The 17,270-nt window shown below is 61.1% G+C and carries 16 protein-coding genes; 8 read left to right on the forward strand and 8 right to left on the reverse strand.

Going from position 1 to position 17,270, the window contains the following annotated elements:
* The first annotated feature begins 2 nt into the window (after positions 1 to 2).
* The 8 genes from AC3IUE_RS17085 (at position 3) to AC3IUE_RS17120 (ending at position 11,610) form a co-directional block, all read left to right on the forward strand.
* Positions 3 to 947: a DUF58 domain-containing protein gene (locus AC3IUE_RS17085; protein WP_046046923.1), complete on the forward strand. Its 945-nt coding sequence runs from the start codon at positions 3 to 5 to the stop codon at positions 945 to 947.
* Positions 944 to 1,438 carry a DUF4381 domain-containing protein gene (locus AC3IUE_RS17090; RefSeq protein ID WP_461998577.1) on the forward strand — a complete coding sequence of 165 codons (495 nt, stop codon included), beginning with the start codon at positions 944 to 946 and terminating at the stop codon, positions 1,436 to 1,438. The genes AC3IUE_RS17085 and AC3IUE_RS17090 overlap by 4 nt, the downstream gene beginning before the upstream one ends.
* The gene (locus tag AC3IUE_RS17095; protein WP_489263038.1) at positions 1,431 to 2,507 is read left to right on the forward strand and encodes a vWA domain-containing protein; all 1,077 of its coding nucleotides are present in this window, start codon (positions 1,431 to 1,433) and stop codon (positions 2,505 to 2,507) included. The genes AC3IUE_RS17090 and AC3IUE_RS17095 overlap by 8 nt, the downstream gene beginning before the upstream one ends.
* Positions 2,504 to 4,243, forward strand: coding sequence for a tetratricopeptide repeat protein (locus tag AC3IUE_RS17100; protein ID WP_489263039.1), 1,740 nt, complete (start codon positions 2,504 to 2,506; stop codon positions 4,241 to 4,243). The genes AC3IUE_RS17095 and AC3IUE_RS17100 overlap by 4 nt, the downstream gene beginning before the upstream one ends.
* On the forward strand, positions 4,240 to 5,880 hold the full coding sequence (locus tag AC3IUE_RS17105; RefSeq protein WP_489263040.1) for a BatD family protein: 1,641 nt from the start codon (positions 4,240 to 4,242) through the stop codon (positions 5,878 to 5,880). The genes AC3IUE_RS17100 and AC3IUE_RS17105 overlap by 4 nt, the downstream gene beginning before the upstream one ends.
* A gap of 254 nt (positions 5,881 to 6,134) precedes the next feature.
* Positions 6,135 to 7,379 carry an exonuclease SbcCD subunit D C-terminal domain-containing protein gene (locus AC3IUE_RS17110; protein ID WP_489263041.1) on the forward strand — a complete coding sequence of 415 codons (1,245 nt, stop codon included), beginning with the start codon at positions 6,135 to 6,137 and terminating at the stop codon, positions 7,377 to 7,379.
* Positions 7,376 to 11,017, forward strand: coding sequence for an AAA family ATPase (locus tag AC3IUE_RS17115; RefSeq protein WP_489263042.1), 3,642 nt, complete (start codon positions 7,376 to 7,378; stop codon positions 11,015 to 11,017). The genes AC3IUE_RS17110 and AC3IUE_RS17115 overlap by 4 nt, the downstream gene beginning before the upstream one ends.
* The gene (locus AC3IUE_RS17120; protein WP_489263043.1) at positions 11,014 to 11,610 is read left to right on the forward strand and encodes a glutathione S-transferase; all 597 of its coding nucleotides are present in this window, start codon (positions 11,014 to 11,016) and stop codon (positions 11,608 to 11,610) included. The genes AC3IUE_RS17115 and AC3IUE_RS17120 overlap by 4 nt, the downstream gene beginning before the upstream one ends.
* 165 nt (positions 11,611 to 11,775) lie before the next feature.
* Here AC3IUE_RS17120 and AC3IUE_RS17125 read toward each other — a convergent pair whose 3' ends face one another.
* The 8 genes from AC3IUE_RS17125 to araD1 all read right to left on the reverse strand — a co-directional run bounded on the left by AC3IUE_RS17125 (position 11,776) and on the right by araD1 (position 17,270).
* Positions 11,776 to 12,033, reverse strand: a complete 258-nt coding sequence (locus AC3IUE_RS17125; RefSeq protein ID WP_489263044.1) for a hypothetical protein — start codon at positions 12,031 to 12,033, stop codon at positions 11,776 to 11,778.
* Complete coding sequence (locus AC3IUE_RS17130) at positions 12,030 to 12,242, reverse strand: hypothetical protein (protein WP_489263045.1); 213 nt, start codon at positions 12,240 to 12,242, stop codon at positions 12,030 to 12,032. The genes AC3IUE_RS17125 and AC3IUE_RS17130 overlap by 4 nt, the downstream gene beginning before the upstream one ends.
* 115 nt (positions 12,243 to 12,357) lie before the next feature.
* A complete protein-coding gene (locus AC3IUE_RS17135; RefSeq protein WP_489263046.1) occupies positions 12,358 to 12,483 on the reverse strand; it encodes a hypothetical protein in 126 nt (41 codons plus the stop codon).
* A gap of 208 nt (positions 12,484 to 12,691) precedes the next feature.
* Positions 12,692 to 12,871, reverse strand: a complete 180-nt coding sequence (locus AC3IUE_RS17140; protein ID WP_008030101.1) for a hypothetical protein — start codon at positions 12,869 to 12,871, stop codon at positions 12,692 to 12,694.
* A gap of 155 nt (positions 12,872 to 13,026) precedes the next feature.
* On the reverse strand, positions 13,027 to 14,196 hold the full coding sequence (locus AC3IUE_RS17145; RefSeq protein ID WP_489268866.1) for a lactonase family protein: 1,170 nt from the start codon (positions 14,194 to 14,196) through the stop codon (positions 13,027 to 13,029).
* A complete protein-coding gene (locus tag AC3IUE_RS17150) occupies positions 14,189 to 14,485 on the reverse strand; it encodes a DUF5629 family protein (protein WP_056745816.1) in 297 nt (98 codons plus the stop codon). Before AC3IUE_RS17150 ends, AC3IUE_RS17145 begins: the two co-directional genes overlap by 8 nt.
* Positions 14,486 to 14,686: 201 nt before the next feature.
* Positions 14,687 to 16,267, reverse strand: coding sequence for an aldehyde dehydrogenase (NADP(+)) (locus AC3IUE_RS17155; protein ID WP_489263047.1), 1,581 nt, complete (start codon positions 16,265 to 16,267; stop codon positions 14,687 to 14,689).
* Between the two features lie 10 nt (positions 16,268 to 16,277).
* Complete coding sequence (gene araD1 / locus AC3IUE_RS17160; RefSeq protein ID WP_056745812.1) at positions 16,278 to 17,270, reverse strand: AraD1 family protein; 993 nt, start codon at positions 17,268 to 17,270, stop codon at positions 16,278 to 16,280.

The following is a 17,270-nucleotide window of genomic DNA, read 5'->3' on the forward strand; positions in this document are numbered from 1 at the left end:
CGATGAACGTCATCCTGCCGCCCGAGCCGGGCATCCGTGTCAGCCTCGCCGAACTGATCGAGATGCGCCATCGTGTGCGTGAAGTGCAACTGTTTTCCACACCGAGCCAGCGCAGCCCGCTGATCGGCCTGCACCACTCCAAACTGCGCGGGCGTGGGGTGGACTTCGATCAGGTGCGGGTCTATCAGGCCGGCGATGACGTGCGAAGCATCGACTGGCGCGTCACCGCCCGCACCCAGGAACCCCACACCAAGCTGTTCCATGAAGAGCGCGAGCGGCCGATTTTCATCATGGTCGAGCAAAGTCGCCGGCTGTTTTTCGGCTCTGGGCTGATGTTCAAATCGGTGCTCGCCGCCCAGGCCGCGAGCCTGATCGGCTGGGCCGCACTGGGTCATAACGATCGGGTTGGCGGACTGGTGTTCGGCAACAACGAACACTATGAAATCAAGCCACGACGCAGCAAACAGAGCCTGCTGCAGTTGCTCAACCGTCTGGTGCGGGTCAATCAGTCGCTGCACACGGAAAACGAGCCGGACCGGGACGCCTTCAACATTGCCCTGCGCCGTGCCCGGGAAGTCCTGCGCCCCGGCAGCCTGGTGATCATAATCTGCGACGAACGCACCCTGACCGAGGGCGCCGAACAACAGCTGAGCCTGTTGTCGCGGCATTGCGATCTATTGCTGCTGCCGGTATCTGACCCTCTCGATCACGCCCTGCCCGCCGCCGGGCTTTTACGCTTCGCCGAACGCGGTGCGCAACTGGAACTCGACACCCTGAATTTTGAGCTGCGCCAGACCTATCGCGCCCAGGCCGAAGCACGTATCGCTCGCTGGGAATTGCTGGCGCAGAAGCTGCGGATATTGCTGATGCCCCTGAGCACCCAGAGTGAGATGGTCGAGCAGCTGCGCGAGTACCTGAACCCACAAAAACCGGGGAAAGGCCGATGAGCAGCCTCGATCAACTGCAACCGCTGATCTCCCCGCCACCAATCGAATTCTGGCCACCGGCACCGGGCTGGTGGCTGTTGCTGTTGTTACTGCCGCTCATCGGTTTCGGTCTGTGGAAGGCAAGGCGCTTTCTTCCAGACAAGCGCCCGATCGTGCGCGCCGAACAACCGCTGGACCCGGTGCGCCTTGCCGCGTTGGCCGAACTGGCGCGGATGCCCAAACCCTACGACGGCGCTCCGGCCGGTGCCTGGTTGCAGCAACTCAACGGTTTGCTCAAACGCCTGTGCCGCAACCACTACCCCTACAGCCAGAGCCATACCCTCAATGGGCGCAAATGGCTGGCATTCCTCGACAATCGTTGCCCGGCCGCCGGCCTGACCCGCTGGATGGTGCTGGTCGAAGGCGCCTACAAACCCGAATGCAAACTCGACGACAAGGCCATCGCCGGCCTGACCCAAGCCGTCGACACCTGGATTCGTAAACATGTTTGAGTTCGCCTGGCCGTGGATCTTTGCCCTGCTGCCGCTGCCCTGGCTGATGCGTGTCGTGCTGCCTGTCGCCGACAGTGGCGAGCCGGCGCTCAAAGTCAGCTTCCTCGGCGACCTCGAAGGTCTGGTCCGTCGCCGTGCCCGGGCCAACCTGCCGGCCTGGCGCCAACAGGCACCGTTCATTCTGCTGTGGCTGTTGTTACTGATCGCCGCAGCGCGCCCGCAATGGCTTGGCGAACCGCTACCCATCGCCGCCAGCGGTCGCGATTTGCTGGTAGCGGTCGACGTGTCCGGCTCGATGGATTTCCCCGACATGCAGTGGCAGGACGAAGACGTCAGTCGACTCACACTGGTTCAGCACTTGCTCGGTGACTTCCTTGAAAGTCGCGACGGCGATCGCGTCGGCCTGATCCTGTTCGGCAGCCAGGCGTATCTGCAAGCACCGCTGACGTTCGACCGGCACACGGTGCGCGTGTGGCTCGACGAAGCGCGGATCGGCATCGCCGGCAAGAACACCGCCATCGGCGATGCCATCGGCCTGGCCCTCAAACGCCTGCGCCAACGCCCGGCACAAAGTCGCGTACTGATTCTGGTCACTGATGGCGCCAACAACGGCGGCCAAATCGACCCACTCACGGCTGCGCGGCTGGCAGCCAGCGAGGGCGTGAAAATCTACCCGATCGGTATCGGCGCCGATCCGGAGCAAAGCGGCACGTTGGGTTTCCTTGGGGTCAACCCGAGCCTCGACCTCGATGAACCCTCCTTGATGGCGATCGCCGAAGCCACGGGCGGCCAGTATTTTCGCGCCCATGATGACAAGGAGCTGCAAGCGATCAAGGACACCCTCGACACACTGGAACCGGTGACCCAGCAACCGACTCAGGCCCGCCCGGCTCAGGCGTTGTACCACTGGCCTTTGGCGCTGGCGTTGCTGTTGAGCATGCTGTTGGTGGTTCGCGAACGCTGGCCGGACAACCCGTTGCGGCGACTGTTCACCAAGGATCTTCTGCAAAATCAGCTGCCCGACTGGCGCCAACGGCTTAAACGCCTGCGCCTGCGGAGGCGCCGATGAGTGCACTCTGGCCGTACTTGTTCCGCCCCTGGTGGTTGCTGTTGTTGCCATTGCTCGGCTGGTTGCTCTGGCAACTCTGGCATCGGCAGAAACGCGCCGGGCGCTGGCAGATGATTCTGCCACCGGCCTTCCATGCGGCGTTGCTCAGTGGTGGCAACGGTCGCGACAGCAAATTGCCGTGGGTCATCCTTGGATGTGCCTGGGTGCTGACCGTTCTGGCGCTGCTCGGGCCGAGCTGGGAACGTGTCGAGCAAGCCAGTCAGAAACCCGCCGACCCGCTGGTCGTGGTCCTTGAGCTGACCCCGGAAATGCTCGCCACCGACGTACCCCCCAACCGGCTGGAGCAGGCCCGGCGCAAGCTGTTCGACCTGCTGGAGAACCGCAGCGATGCCCAGACCGCGATCGTCGTCTACGCCGGCAGCGCTCACACGTTGGTGCCGCTGTCGGATGACCTGTCGACCAGCCGCAATCTATTGGATGCCCTCAAACCTTCGCTGATGCCCCAAGTAGGGCATCGCGCCGATCTGGCGGTGACCAAGGCCCTTGCATTGCTGGATCAGGGTGCCCTCGGTGACGGGCGGATCCTGCTGATCGGTTCAACCTTGACCGAACAGGAACGCCAAGGGATTCAACAGGCGCTGGACGGCAAGTCGACACAATTTCTGATGCTCGGTATCGGCACTGCCGAAGGCGCGCCGATCACCCAGGAGGACGGCAGTTTTCTGAAGGACGACCAGGGCGCGATTCTGGTGCCACATCTGGACGAGCCAAGCCTGAAAGCCTTTGCCAACGACCTGAACGGAAGCTATCGCCACGCTCGCCTGGACGATGCCGACTTGCGCGCACTCGGCTTGCTCGAGGGACCACGTGCGCTGCGCAACAATGGCCATACCCTGCGCCTCGATACGTGGGCCGATCAGGGTTATTGGCTGTTGTTACCGTTGTTGTTGCTGGCGGCGTGCGCCGGTCGTCGCGGCTGGCTGTTCTGCTTGCCTCTGCTGTTTTTGCTGCCACAACCGAGTTATGCCTTCGACTTCAACGATTTGTGGCTGCGACCCGACCAACAGGGTCTGATCTTGCTGAAGCAAAAGCGCGCGGCCGAGGCTGCGCAACATTTCGAAGATCGACAATGGCAAGGTGTGGCGCTCTACGAGGCAGGCGACTACAGCGGTGCCGCCCAGCGGTTCGCCGAAGGCAGCGACGCCCACGCCCACTACAATCGTGGCAACGCCCTGGCCAAAAGCGGTGAGCTGGAAGCCGCGCTGGATGCCTACGAACAGGCGCTGGAACGTCAACCGGATTTGCGCCCGGCCCTGACCAACAAGGCGCTGGTGGAAAGTCTGCTCAAGCAGAAAAACACTCCGCCGCCCGTTGCTCCAGACAAAAACGCCGAAAACCAGACCGAGCCCCACACGCAAGAACCGCCGCCGGGCGCGGCCACGCAACCGTCGGAGAATGGCGAACCGAAAACCGACGGCCAACAAACCACGACGGACTCCGACCAACAGAGCAAAACGCCGTCGAAACCCGGCACCAATGAAGTCCCTGGCAGCGAGCTGGGGAATGAAGACAGCACCCGACCACCGATGCGTCCGGCCAGCGACAGCATCGACGGTGAACAGCGCCAGGCGCTGGAGCAATGGCTGCGTAAAATCCCGGATGACCCGGGTGAATTGCTCAGACGCAAATTCTGGTACGAACAGCAACAACATCAGGATCAGGGAAAAACTCGATGACCCGCTTCACCACTTTCTTGCTCGCACTGCTGCTCTGGACTGCTCAGGCCCAGGCTGCCGGGCTGGTCGCCAGTGTCGATCGCAGTCGCCTGAACAGCGGCGAAACGATTGAACTGACCCTGGAATCCAGCGACGTGACGCAGTTCGGCAAGCCTGATCTGACACCGCTGGAGCCGCTGTTCGAAGTGCGCGGCACCCGTCAGGTCAACCAGCTGACCACCCTGAACGGTGACAACCGTGCGACCACCCGCTGGATCATCACCCTGCTGCCTCGGCAGAACGGCAGCGTGGTGATTCCGTCACTGCAACTGGGTGACGTGCAGAGCCAGCCGATTACCGTGCAAGTGGTCGAGACCGAAACCCAGGACAGCCCGAACCAACGGGCCCCGGTGTTCATCGACGCCAGCCTCGATCAAAACAGCGTGTACGTACAAGCCCAGGCGATCCTGACCTTGCGCATCTACCATTCGGTGTCGCTGTACGACGACAGCAGCCTGCCTCCTTTGCAAATCCCCGATGTGCGCATCGAGCAACTGGGCGAGGCGCGCACCTACGAGAAAGACATCAATGGCCTGCGCCACGGCGTGATCGAGATGCGCTACGCGATCTACCCGCAACACAGCGGTGAGTTGGTCATTGCGCCGCAGATATTCAATGCCGCACTCGTGGACGCACAGCCCGCCAAGGACGCCGCCGCCCAGGCACCGAAATCCGGCAAATTGATGCGGGTCAGCTCGGCCGAGATTCTGCTGACGGTCAAAGCCAAACCCATCACCTACCCGGCCGACGTGCCATGGCTGCCGGCCCGTAGCCTGAGCCTGAGCGAAAGCTGGAACCCGGAACCGGATCATGCGCAGGTAGGTGATTCGTTGACCCGCAGCCTGACGGTAAAGGCTGAGGGGCTGGACAGTTCGCAATTGCCGCCGCTGCCCGCCACCGACGTCAACGGTTTGCGGCGCTACCCGGATCAACCGGTGCTGGGCAACCAGAACAGCGAGCGCGGGCTGATCGGCAGTCGCGAAGACCGTGAAGCCCTGGTGCCGACGCGCAGCGGCGCAATCGAGTTGCCAGCGGTTGAAGTGATCTGGTGGAACACCTTCGAGGACCACCTGGATCACAGCAGCCTGCCGGCCCGAACCCTGCCGGTGGCGAACAATCCGAGCCTGATGGTCGACACCCCGGCCGGCATGCCACAAGTCTTTTCCGCGGCTGACAACGAAGCCCTCTGGTGGTGGAAACTCAGCACCTTGATCCTGGCCTGCACCACCCTGCTGGGCTTCGGTCTCTGGTGGCGCGCCCGCTGGCAACCGGCGATCCTGCGAGCGGCGCAGACCGGCCCGAGCCCGCGCACCGTGCTCGACGATCTCAAGCGCGCCTGTCAGGCCAACGACTCCCACGCCACCCGCCAGGCCCTCGACGCCTGGGCCCGACAACAACCGGAAACCCTGGCCGATATGGCGGCGCGTTTTGTGCCGTTGTCCGACGCCCTCGACGGCTTGAACGGCGCGCTCTACAGCGAAACCGGCCAGCATTGGCAAGGTGAAGACTTGTGGCGGGCGATCAAGGCGATTCCGATTGCCGAGCGGGTTCAAGACCCGGTCGGCGACAGTGGACTGCCGCCGCTCTACCCCAAATAACCACCCACCGCCGTCCCTGTAGCAGCTGGCGAAGCCTGCGTCCGGCTGCGCAGCAGTCGTAAATCCTGCTTGCATGGCTTGTCTGATACACCGCATGTGCTGATTTTGCGACTGCTGCGCAGCCGAACGCAGGCTTCGCCAGCTGCTACAAGGAGTCCGTGGCCACATCTATCGTGTTTGCCAGTAAACTCCCTCCCCTTTAGCCGCCATTATTTTTCCTCGCGGCCATCACCTTATTTCCTACGGAGTTCACCTTGCGTCTGTTTCACACCTCCGACTGGCACCTCGGGCAGAACCTGCACGGCCAGGAACGCGATTTCGAACACGCCTGCTTTCTCGAATGGCTGTTGCGCCAGCTGAAGCTGGACCAGCCAGACGTGCTGCTGATCGCCGGCGATATCTTCGACACGGTCAATCCGCCGGTCAAAGCCCAGGAACGTCTCTACGATTTCATCGTCAGCGCCCATGAACAGCAGCCGAAGCTGACCATCGTGATGATCGCCGGCAACCACGATTCCGGCTCGCGCATTGAACTGCCCGCGCCGTTGATGCGGCGTTTGCGTACGCATGCGCTGGGTCGTGTGCTGTGGCTGGATGACGGTCAACTCGACGCCGAGCGCCTGTTGCTGCCATTGCCGGATGCCAAGGGCAAAACCGTCGCCTGGTGCCTGGCGCTGCCGTTCCTGCGACCCGCCGAAGTGACCGGTGCGCATTTGGGTGACAACTACCTGCGCGGTATCGGTCAGGTTCACGAATGGCTGATCGAAGCGGCCAATGCCAAGCGCAAACCAGGTCAGGCGCTGATCGCTATCAGCCACGCGCACATGGCCGGTGGTTCGGTCTCGGAAGACTCCGAGCGCAGCCTGATCATCGGCAACGCCGAAGCGCTGCCCGCCAGCCTGTTCGGGCCGAGCATCAGTTACGTCGCCCTCGGCCACTTGCACAAGCCGCAGAAGGTCAATGGTGAAGAGCGTATCCGCTACAGCGGCTCGCCGATTCCGCTGTCGTTCTCAGAGATTGGCTATCAGCACCAGATTCTCGACATCCAACTGAAAGGCGAAACCCTGGTCAGCGTCGAACCCAAACTGATCCCCCGGGCGGTGAATCTGCAACGCATCGGTCCCGCGCCATTGGCGGAAATCCTGCTGCAACTGGCCGACTTGCCGAACATTGACCTGCTGGCCGATATCCAGCGCCAGCCGTGGCTGGAAGTTCGGGTGCGCCTCGATGAGCCGCAACCCGACTTGCGTTATCAAGTGGAAACCGCCCTGCAAGGCAAAGCCGTGCGTCTGGTGCGGATCGCCGCTGAATATGCCGGTAATGGCAGCCGCGATGGCGTGGAAGACGGCACGACCTTGATCGAACTCGACCAGCTCACGCCTCAGGAATTGTTCAGCCGCGCCTGGCAGGACAACTACGGCAGCGAGGTCGACGAGCAAACCCTCAAGGACTTCGCCGAGCTGTTGCAAGACGTGCAGATGGAGAGCGAACAACCATGAAGATCCTCGCGATCCGCCTGAAAAACCTCGCCTCACTGGCCGGGCCTTTTGAAATCGACTTTACCGCTGAGCCGTTGGCCAGCGCCGGTCTGTTCGCGATCACCGGGCCGACCGGCGCCGGTAAAAGCACCTTGCTTGACGCCTTGTGCCTGGCGCTGTTCGGTGCTGTGCCTCGGCTGAGTAATGCTCAGGTGTCTGCCAAAGCGCCAGACGCCGACGGCGAGATCAGCACTGGCGACCCTCGCACGCTGCTGCGTCGCGGCACCGGTGAAGGTTATGCCGAAGTCGATTTCGTTGGCATCGATGGCCGTCGTTACCGCGCTCGCTGGGAGGCTAATCGCGCCCGGGAGAAGGCCGGCGGCAAGCTGCAAGCCAGCCGTCAGAGTTTGCGCGACATCGATCTGGATCAACTGCTGGCCAGTCAGAAAGTTGAATTCAAAACTCAGCTCGAATCCGTACTGGGCCTGAACTTTGAGCAATTCACCCGCGCGGTGCTGCTGGCCCAGAGCGAATTCAGTGCGTTCCTCAAGGCTAACGACAACGAACGTAGCGAACTGCTGGAAAAACTCACCGACACCGCGCTCTATACGCGCCTCGGTCGCCGGGCGTTCGACAAAACCAAAGAGGCTCGCGAAACCCACAAGCTGCTGCAGGACCAGGCCACCGGCGTGACGCCGTTGTCGCCAGAAGCTCGGGCAGAACTCGATGAACGCTTCAGCGAGGCTCAGCAGCAACTCAAGACCCAGCAAGCGCAGCTCAAGCAATTGGAATTGCAACACAGCTGGCTCAAGGACCTGCGTCAGTTGCAGGACGAGCAGCAGAGCGCCACCGAGCAGTTGCAATCGGCCCAGCAGCGTTGGGAAGTTCTGGCCGGCGAACGTTTGAAGCTGACTCGCCTGGAGCAACTGGCCCCGCAACGGCACCAGTTCGCCCGCAAGACAGAACTCACTGCCCAACTCACACCGCTGGCCGCGCAGATTCAGCAGCACACCCGACAGCAAACCGAACTGAATGAGCGTCAGGCGCAACTCGAACACAGCCTGAGCGCCGCGCAGACCGCGCTGGTCGAGGCCCAAAGCCAACACACCTCAAGCGCTCCACTGCTGCGTCAAGCCTTCGAAGCGCAAAGCACCCTCGCCCGTCTGGTCAAAGACGCCAGTCTCAGTGCCGACCTCAAGCAGCAGGCGGAACTGGCCTGCACTCAGGGCCAAAACACGATCCAAGGTTTGCTAGACCAACAGAAACAGGTCGCGTCGCGCCTGGAACGAATCGCCACAGAGCTTGAGCAAAGCACCCCTCTGGCGCCGTTGAGCGATGCCTGGAACGCCTACCGTGATCGCCTGCAACAGCTGATGCTGATCGGCAATCGCCTGAACAAGGGCCAGGCCGAACTGGCCGCCCTGGAACAAAGCGCCGCTCGCGCTGCCGAGGACCTGTCCACTCAGCGCCAGAGCCTTGAAGTACTGTACAAGGAGGCCGGCGCCGAACCGGAAGCGGTGGCCGAGCAGATTCAGATTCTCGGGAGTCTGTTGCACGACAACCGCAAGCAGCAGCGAGCCTTTGAAGAGCTGACGCGACTGTGGGCCAGTCAGCAGGAACTGGACAAGCGCGCGTCCGAACTCCAGCAGCGCCAGCTGAGCGCTCAGCAAGAACGAGAACGTCTGACCCAGGACGGCGTGAAAGCCAAGAGCGAGCTGGTCGTTGCCGAACAGACACTGACCGTCACCCGCGAGCTGCTGGAACGCCAGCGCCTGGCCCGCAGCGCCAGCGTCGAAGAACTGCGCGAGCAGTTGCAGGACGATCAGCCGTGCCCGGTCTGTGGCAGCCCCGACCATCCCTATCATCAGCCCGAAGCCCTGCTGCAGAGCCTTGGCCGGCATGATGAAAGCGAACAGGCCAACGCCCAGAAAGCCGTCGACCTGTTGAAAGAAAAACTCACTGAACTGCGCGCTGAAGTGGGCGGCGTGATTGCGCAGCAAAAGGAGTTGCTGCAACAGCAAGAACACCTCGCGACCCAGCAGCAGAGCTTGGCACCGAGCCTTGAAGCACATCCGTTGTCTGCGCAGCTGCTCACGCAGGATGCGCTCAAACGCGATGCCTGGCTGACGCAGCAAAGCAGTCAGCTAAACCAAAGCATCACTCAGGACGAACAACGGCAAACCGCACTGCTCACCCTGCAACAGGACGCCGCGCGCCTTCAACAGCAACTGCGTAGCGCTGAAACGGCGAGCCAGCAAGCTGCCCAGCACCTGGCCAACCAGCAACGTGAGTTGAGCAGTGATCGCCAGCGTCTGGACGAGGAGTTGACAGCGTTCAGCACCCTGCTCCCGGCCGATACACTGCAAGCGCTGCGCAACGAACCGGCCGCGACCTTCATGCAACTGGACCGGCAGATCACCCAGCGGCTAGAACAACTCGATCAGCAACGCGATGAACTCAGCGAACAGCAACAACGGCAGCAAACGCTGGAGAAAGAACAGGACCGCCAACTCACTCGCCTCCAGCAGTTGGAAACGGCCCGACAGCAGTTCACCGCCCTCGCCGACCAGCAACAGGCCTGCCAGCAAAAACTCACGCAATTGCTCGGCGAACACAGCAGCGCCGAGCAGTGGCAGCAGCAACTGGATCAAGCCGTCGAACAGGCGCGCAATGCTGAAGCGACGGCCAATCAGGAACTGCAAACCGTGCGTACGCGGCTGGTGCAGCTGGGCGCCGAACTCAAGGCCCAGCAGGAACGCTCGCAGGCACTGGACACCGAAGATCGCGAGCTGAGCGGCAAGATTGCCGACTGGCGCGCATTGCATCCGGAACTGGATGACGGTGGCCTGGAAGCTCTGCTGAGTGTCGACGACCAGCAGGTCAGCGAACTGCGCCGGCAATTGCAGCAAAGCGAAAAAGCCATCGAACAGACCAAGGTTCTGTTGCAGGAACGCGATCAGCGTCTGCTCAATCATCAAGCACAGCACAATGGCAATCTCGACGCCGAACAGCTGGCGACAGCGCTTGCCGAGCTGCAAAACCTGTTCATCGCCAGCGAACACCGTTGCGCCGAACTGCGCGCCGAACAGGCCGAGGATCAGCGCCGGCAAAACGCCAATCAGGCCCTTGCGCAGCAGATTGCCGACGCCTACACCGAATACCAGCGCTGGGCCCGTTTGAATGCGCTGATCGGTTCGGCTACGGGCGACACCTTCCGCAAGATCGCCCAAGCCTACAACCTCGACCTGTTGGTGCATCACGCCAACGTTCAGTTACGGCAATTGGTGCGGCGCTATCGCCTCAAACGTGGCGGCAGCATGCTCGGTTTGTTGGTGATGGACACCGAGATGGGCGATGAACTGCGTTCGGTGCATTCGTTGTCCGGCGGCGAGACGTTCCTGGTGTCGCTGGCCCTGGCCTTGGGCCTGGCATCGATGGCATCGAGCACGCTGAAAATCGAATCGCTGTTCATCGATGAAGGCTTCGGCAGCCTTGATCCGGAATCCCTGCAACTGGCCATGGATGCTCTCGACGGCTTGCAAGCGCAGGGACGAAAAGTCGCGGTGATTTCACACGTGCAGGAAATGCATGAACGGATTCCGGTGCAGATTCAGGTCCGCCGTCAGGGCAACGGCCTGAGTACGCTGGAGGTGAAATGAATACGCTGTATTCCTTCCGCCGCTGCCCCTACGCGATGCGGGCGCGCATGGCCCTGCGCTACTCCGGCGTGGCGGTGAACATTGTCGAGGTCAGCCTGAAGGCCAAACCTGCCGAAATGCTCGCGCTGTCGAGCAAAGGCACGGTGCCGGTGCTCAGCGTCGACGGTCAGGTGATCGATGAAAGCCTGGCGATCATGCACTGGGCCCTGGCGCAGAACGATCCCCAGGATTGGTTGCTCAAGGATGACCCTGTCGGGCAGCAACTCATCGCCGAGCTGATCGAAGAAAACGATCAGGTGTTCAAGGTGCACCTGAATCGCTACAAGTACGCCGAGCGATACCCTGAGCAGCCAATGACGTTTTATCGCGCCGAAGGCGAGGTGTTTTTGCGCAGGCTCGATGAGTTGCTGGAGGGACGCGACTACTTGCTGGCCGAGCATCCGAGTCTGGCGGATGTGGCGCTGATGCCGTTCGTGCGGCAGTTCGCCCATGTCGATCGCGAGTGGTTCGGGCAGACGCCCTATCGCCGTTTGCAGGCCTGGTTGCAGCGGTTTCTGGAGTCGGAGCTATTTATTGGCGTGATGGGCAAGTAGCCGCGCCGATCCCTGTAGCAGCTGGCGAAGCCTGCGTTCGGCTGCGAAGCAGTCGTAAATCCTGTATGTCAGATCTACTTGGAAGACCGCGTGCTCTGGTTTCACGACTGCTGCGCAGCCGAACGCAGGCTTCGCCAGCTGCTACAAGTGAGTCGTCTAGGCGACTCAGGCGAACACTTCACACATCTGCAACGCCGAGCAATCCACTTGGAACGGCCCGAAGAAATCGTCCTGGCGTTCGATTGGCGGATTGCCGGCCAGCAGCCCCAGGGCCTTCGCGGTTTCAATGTTGCGAGCAAGGTTGTGGTTGGCTTCGATAGTCCGTGCCACCGACCCCGCCGAGCCCTGTCCGATCCCCAGCAAGGAAGATCCATTGGTCATGAACGCCAGGAAGGCGATGACCCAAAGTCTGTGCCCTTTCATGCTCCGGCGACTCCTGAGAGTTCAGTCTGATCAACCATCGCGTTTTGCGAACGGTGTTCAAACTGGATGCCGGGATGAGCGACTTGGATCGGCGCATTGAGGGTCTGTTGCGATTGAGGCGAGAGGCTGAAAACCAGCACCATGGCTACGTAAAGAGCGATAGCCAGGTAGGCGCCATATTTGGCAGAAGTGATGATTGAGCTGGCCATGATGTTCTCCGCAGGCATGTTTCGATGCCCACAGAATCGATCAAAAAAGCGGCGATAACCACTCAGGGTTATCCATAGTGACCATCAGCTTCGTTGATCATTAAGCCAGACTATTTCAGTCTTCAATAAAACTCATCAAGCGCTCGCGGGCCGCATCCGGCTCGTCTGGAATGGGCTGGGCAGCCGAAAGAATGGGGGTGGAATAGAGAAACAGAAGAACCACGGCCAGACGCATTGCCATGCTGTCGATCCTTATCACAAGAAGGAGTCAAAAAATCAGCGTCAAATTTAAACCTATGGCCATGTGATATCAAGCAATACGTTGATAGCAATATGATGCTGTCGTAAACGCGTTATGCAGGAGCGACATCACTCAGGTTTCTCGAAGCTTTTCAGCTCGATCGGCGCAAGTGATTTCGCTCCTGCATAAAAGGTGCAGGGTTCAAATTTCAGGCTTGGGTCTTGTGATCCAGAGCCGCGTAAAAGTTGGCGCTCTGTTGCAGGTATTTCTGGGTGTAGCTTTGGGCGTGGGATTTTTTGTCGCTGATTTCAACGTTGGCACTGGCTGGCAGAGCAACGGTGGCCGAGATAGCGGAAGCGGCGATTACAGAGAAGAGATTGAAGTTCATGGCGGTATTCCTCGTATTCAGTTGGCTTGCTTGCCCGGTGGGGCCGTGAAGCAAACTTAACCTTCGAGGTTGGCGCCTTGAAATCTTTTGTAGCATTAGCAGATATCAGCGTCATTAATAGAAGGATGCAGGCCCCATCAACCGGGGCCTGCGGCCTATTGACGCACCAGGAACTTGAGGTCGCTCGGGGCATCCATCGGCAGTTTTTGCACGGTTTTACCCAGCAGGCCGGTCTTTGAATCGCGCTCGACGACGACAATCTGGTTGCTTTTCTGATTGGCGATCAACAAGAACTTGCCACTCGGATCGAGGCTGAACTCACGCGGGTGGTCACCTTCTACGGAACGGCGCTGCAGCTCCTTGAGGTGCCCGGTCGCAGGATCGATGGCGAACACCAGCAGCTGATTGGCGGTGCCACGGTTGCTGACGTAGAGGAACTTGCCATCGCCCGACGCGTGAAGCGCAGCGGCTGCCTTGTCCGAAACGGGTTGACCCGTCGCCAACTCGACCATCTGCGTTTGCTTGAGTTGGCCGTCCTTGTAATCGAACACCGCAACCTGCGCGCTCATTTCCATGGTCAGCCACGCGTGCTTGCCATCGGCGCTGAACAGCAGATGACGCGGACCGCTACCGGGTGGCAACTGCACGGACGCCGGTGTGGCGGCGGTCAAGGGCAATTCCGGGTTGGCCTTGGGGTCGAAGCGGTAGGCAAAGATCTTGTCGGCGCCCAGGTCATTGGAGAACACATACTGGCCGTCCGGCGACGAAACCGTGGAATGCACGTGCGCCGACATCTGCCGCTCGGGATTGACCCGGCTCGATGGATGGCTACTCATCTGCACCACGGGTTTCAGCTTGCCGTCGGCGTCCACCGGCAATACTGCCAGCGTGCCGCCCGGATCTTCAGCCACCGAATAGTTGCTGACAAACAGGTGACTGGCTTCAACGCTGAGGCCCGAATGAGTCGGCTCGTTGCCCAGGCTTTGCACCTGATTGATCAGGCTCAGTGCATGGGTTTTCGGATCAACTGCATAACTGCTGACGCGCCCTACCGGATCGGTCTGTCCCGGGCCGTTTTCGTTGACCACGAACAGGTGACGCTGATCCTTGGACAGGGTCAGCCAGGATGGGTTTTCGCTCTTGACCACTTGCAGCGGCTTGGCATCGATCTGCCCGGTGGCGCTGTCGAAGTTCAGGCGATAAATCCCTTGGCTCTGACCGGCGGTGTAGGAGCCGACCAGCAACTGATAGTCATCGGCCGACGCAACCTGAAAACCCATCGCGCCGACGCTGCCGGCCATCAACAGTGGCCAGAGCTTACGCATCCTCATTCGCTTCTTCCTCGTCGTCATCACCGCGGAACGCGGTCATGCACACCAACCGGTGCTCGCCGGAACTGCCAGTGATCAGCCAGCTTTGCAGGGTTGGATCGAAGGTCGCGGCCTCGACTTCGGCCGGGGTGAACTCCCAGTGCTTGGACACACGACCGTCCAGGCATTCGATGTGCAGGTTATCGTCTTCATCGAGGGAGAATTCGAAGGCGTGCAGCCCGTCGATTTCCACCATATCGCAGTGTTCGAGGGTGGCGAGCAAGGTGTCGGTTGGGGCGGTCATGGCAGTCAATCTTTGAATGGGAAAGACGCAATGATAGCTCAATGTGAGCGCGCCCCAGTGCCGGTCACAAAACTCAAAGACGACATCGAACAAATGTGGGAGCGAGCCTGCTCGCGAATGCGGAGTGTCAGTCGACATCATCTCTAACTGATACACCGCTTTCGCGAGCAGGCTCGCTCCCACAGGGACTGTGTTTGACCGTTAGAGGGCCTCGCGGGACGGTTGGCCGTCCACTATTCGCTGAATACGCAGCGGATTGCCATTCTTCAACGCCTCCGGCAGCAGGCTGTCGGGGTAGTTCTGGAAGCATACCGGGCGCAGAAAGCGGTCGATGGCCAAGGTGCCGACCGACGTGCCGCGCGCATCGGAAGTTGCCGGATACGGCCCGCCGTGGACCATCGAATCGCAGACTTCCACCCCGGTCGGATAACCGTTGAGCAGGATCCGTCCGACCTTCTGTTCCAGCAACGGTGTCAGCTCAGCGAACTGTTCGAAGTCTGCCGGCTCGCCAATGATCGTCGCGGTCAGCTGGCCGTGCAGACCGTTCAACGCGGCGCTGAGTTGCGTCTGATCGGCGACTTCGACGAACACCGTGGTCGGGCCGAACACTTCTTCCTGCAGCACTTCATCGCCCTTGATCAACAGGCTGACATCGGCCTTGAACAGCTGCGGCTGGGCTTGATTCCCTGCCTGCGGGCTGCCGGCCAAGTGCTCGATGCCCGGATGGGCGAGCAACTTTTGCAGACCTTGGCCATAGCTGCTCAAGGTCCCGGCATTGAGCATGGTTTGCGCCGGCTGATCGCCGATCAGGCCCGCCACCTGTTGCATGAAGGCGCTGAACTGCGGTGAACGAATACCGATCACCAGCCCGGGATTGGTGCAGAACTGACCGCAGCCCTGAACCACCGAAGCGGTCAGGTCACGGGCGACCGATTCGGCGCGAACTTGCAGCGCCTGGGGCAAAACGATCACCGGGTTGATGCTCGACATCTCGGCGAACACCGGAATCGGCTGCGTACGTGCTGCGGCCATGTCACACAACGCACGGCCGCCCTTGAGCGAACCGGTAAAGCCAACCGCCTGAATCGCCGGATGCTTGACCAGTGCTTCGCCAACCCCACCGCCGTAGATCATGTTGAACACGCCGGCCGGCATGCCGGTTTTTTCTGCGGCGCGGATGATCGCGTCGGCCACCCGTTCGGCTGTGGCCATGTGACCGCTGTGAGCCTTGAACACCACCGGGCAACCGGCGGCCAACGCCGACGCGGTGTCGCCGCCCGCCGTGGAAAACGCCAACGGAAAGTTACTGGCGCCAAACACGGCGACCGGCCCGAGACCGATGCGGTACTGACGCAGGTCCGGACGCGGCAACGGTTGGCGCTCGGGCAATGCCCGATCGATCCGCGCACCGTAGAAATCACCGCGACGCAGCACTTTGGCGAACAGACGCATCTGACCGCTGGTGCGACCGCGCTCGCCTTGAATCCGTGCCGCTGGCAGCGCGGTTTCGCGGCAGACCAGCGCTACAAAGTCATCACCCAACAGGTCCAGTTCATCGGCAATCGCATCGAGAAATTGCGCCCGACGTTCGGCACTCAGGCTGCGATAGGCCGGGTAGGCGGCAGCGGCAGCCTTGGCGGCGGCATCGACTTCTTCGAGGGTGGCCTGGTGAAAACTGTAAGGCAGGTTTTCGCCCGTATTGGCATCAACGCTTTTGACGATGATTTCGCCGGCAGCGCTGCGCTGACCGCCGATGTAGTTGTGACCAAGAATCTGGGTCATGCCTATCTCCTTAAAGGGTGCCAACGGTGCCGGGCTCGAACGCCGCTTCAACCGGTGCAATCCCGTTGATCAACGGTGCACCGAACTCGGTCTGACTGATCTCGAACACATCACCCGGCCGGGTGCGAATGCCGTCGGCAAAGGACAGGGTCGCAGTGCCGAAGAAGTGAATGTGCACATCGCCCGGGCGCAGGAACTGGCTGTATTTGAAATGGTGGTACTCGAGGTTTTCCAGGCTGTGGCACATGTTGGCCTCGCCACTGAGAAACTCGTTCTGCCACAGCACTTCACCGTCACGCAGGATGCGGCTGGTGCCTGCCAGATGCTCCGGCAGTTCACCGACCCGAAGTTCCGGGCCATAACTGCAACTGCGCAATTTCGAGTGGGCCAGGTAGAGGTAATTCTTGCGCTCCATCACGTGATCGGAGAATTCATTGCCCACGGCAAAACCGAGTCGATACGGTTTGCCGTCGTGGCCGATGACGTAGAGTCCACTGAGTTCCGGCTCCTCCCCCGCGTCTTCGGCGAACGGCGGCAGCGGAAACGGTTGGCCCGGACGCACGACGATGCTGCCGTCGCCCTTGTAGAACCATTCCGGTTGTACGCCGGCCTGCCCCGCTACCGGTTTGCCGCCTTCCACGCCCCATTTGAAGATGCGCATGGTGTCGGTCATCGCGGCTTCGTCGCCGACTTGCTGATGCATCTTGTCTCGTGCCGACGCGCTGCCCAGGTGGGTCAGGCCCGTGCCGCTGACCAGCATGTGCGCCGGGTCCGGGTGATCCAGCGGTGGCAGGATGCGCAGCGTGGCCAACAGCTCTGCATAGTCATGGCTGATGCTCAGGCCCAGGGTTTTCACCTGTTGCTCAAGATTGACGCCCGCCTCGATCGCGGCCAACGCCAGGTCGCGAACGGTGCGCGCGCCCTGCACTTCGCGCACCAGACTGTCTTCGACCACGCCCACCCGGCGCTCGCCGTTACTCAATTCGAACTGAACTAAACGCAT

This window comes from Pseudomonas sp. GL_093 (assembly GCF_057837605.1).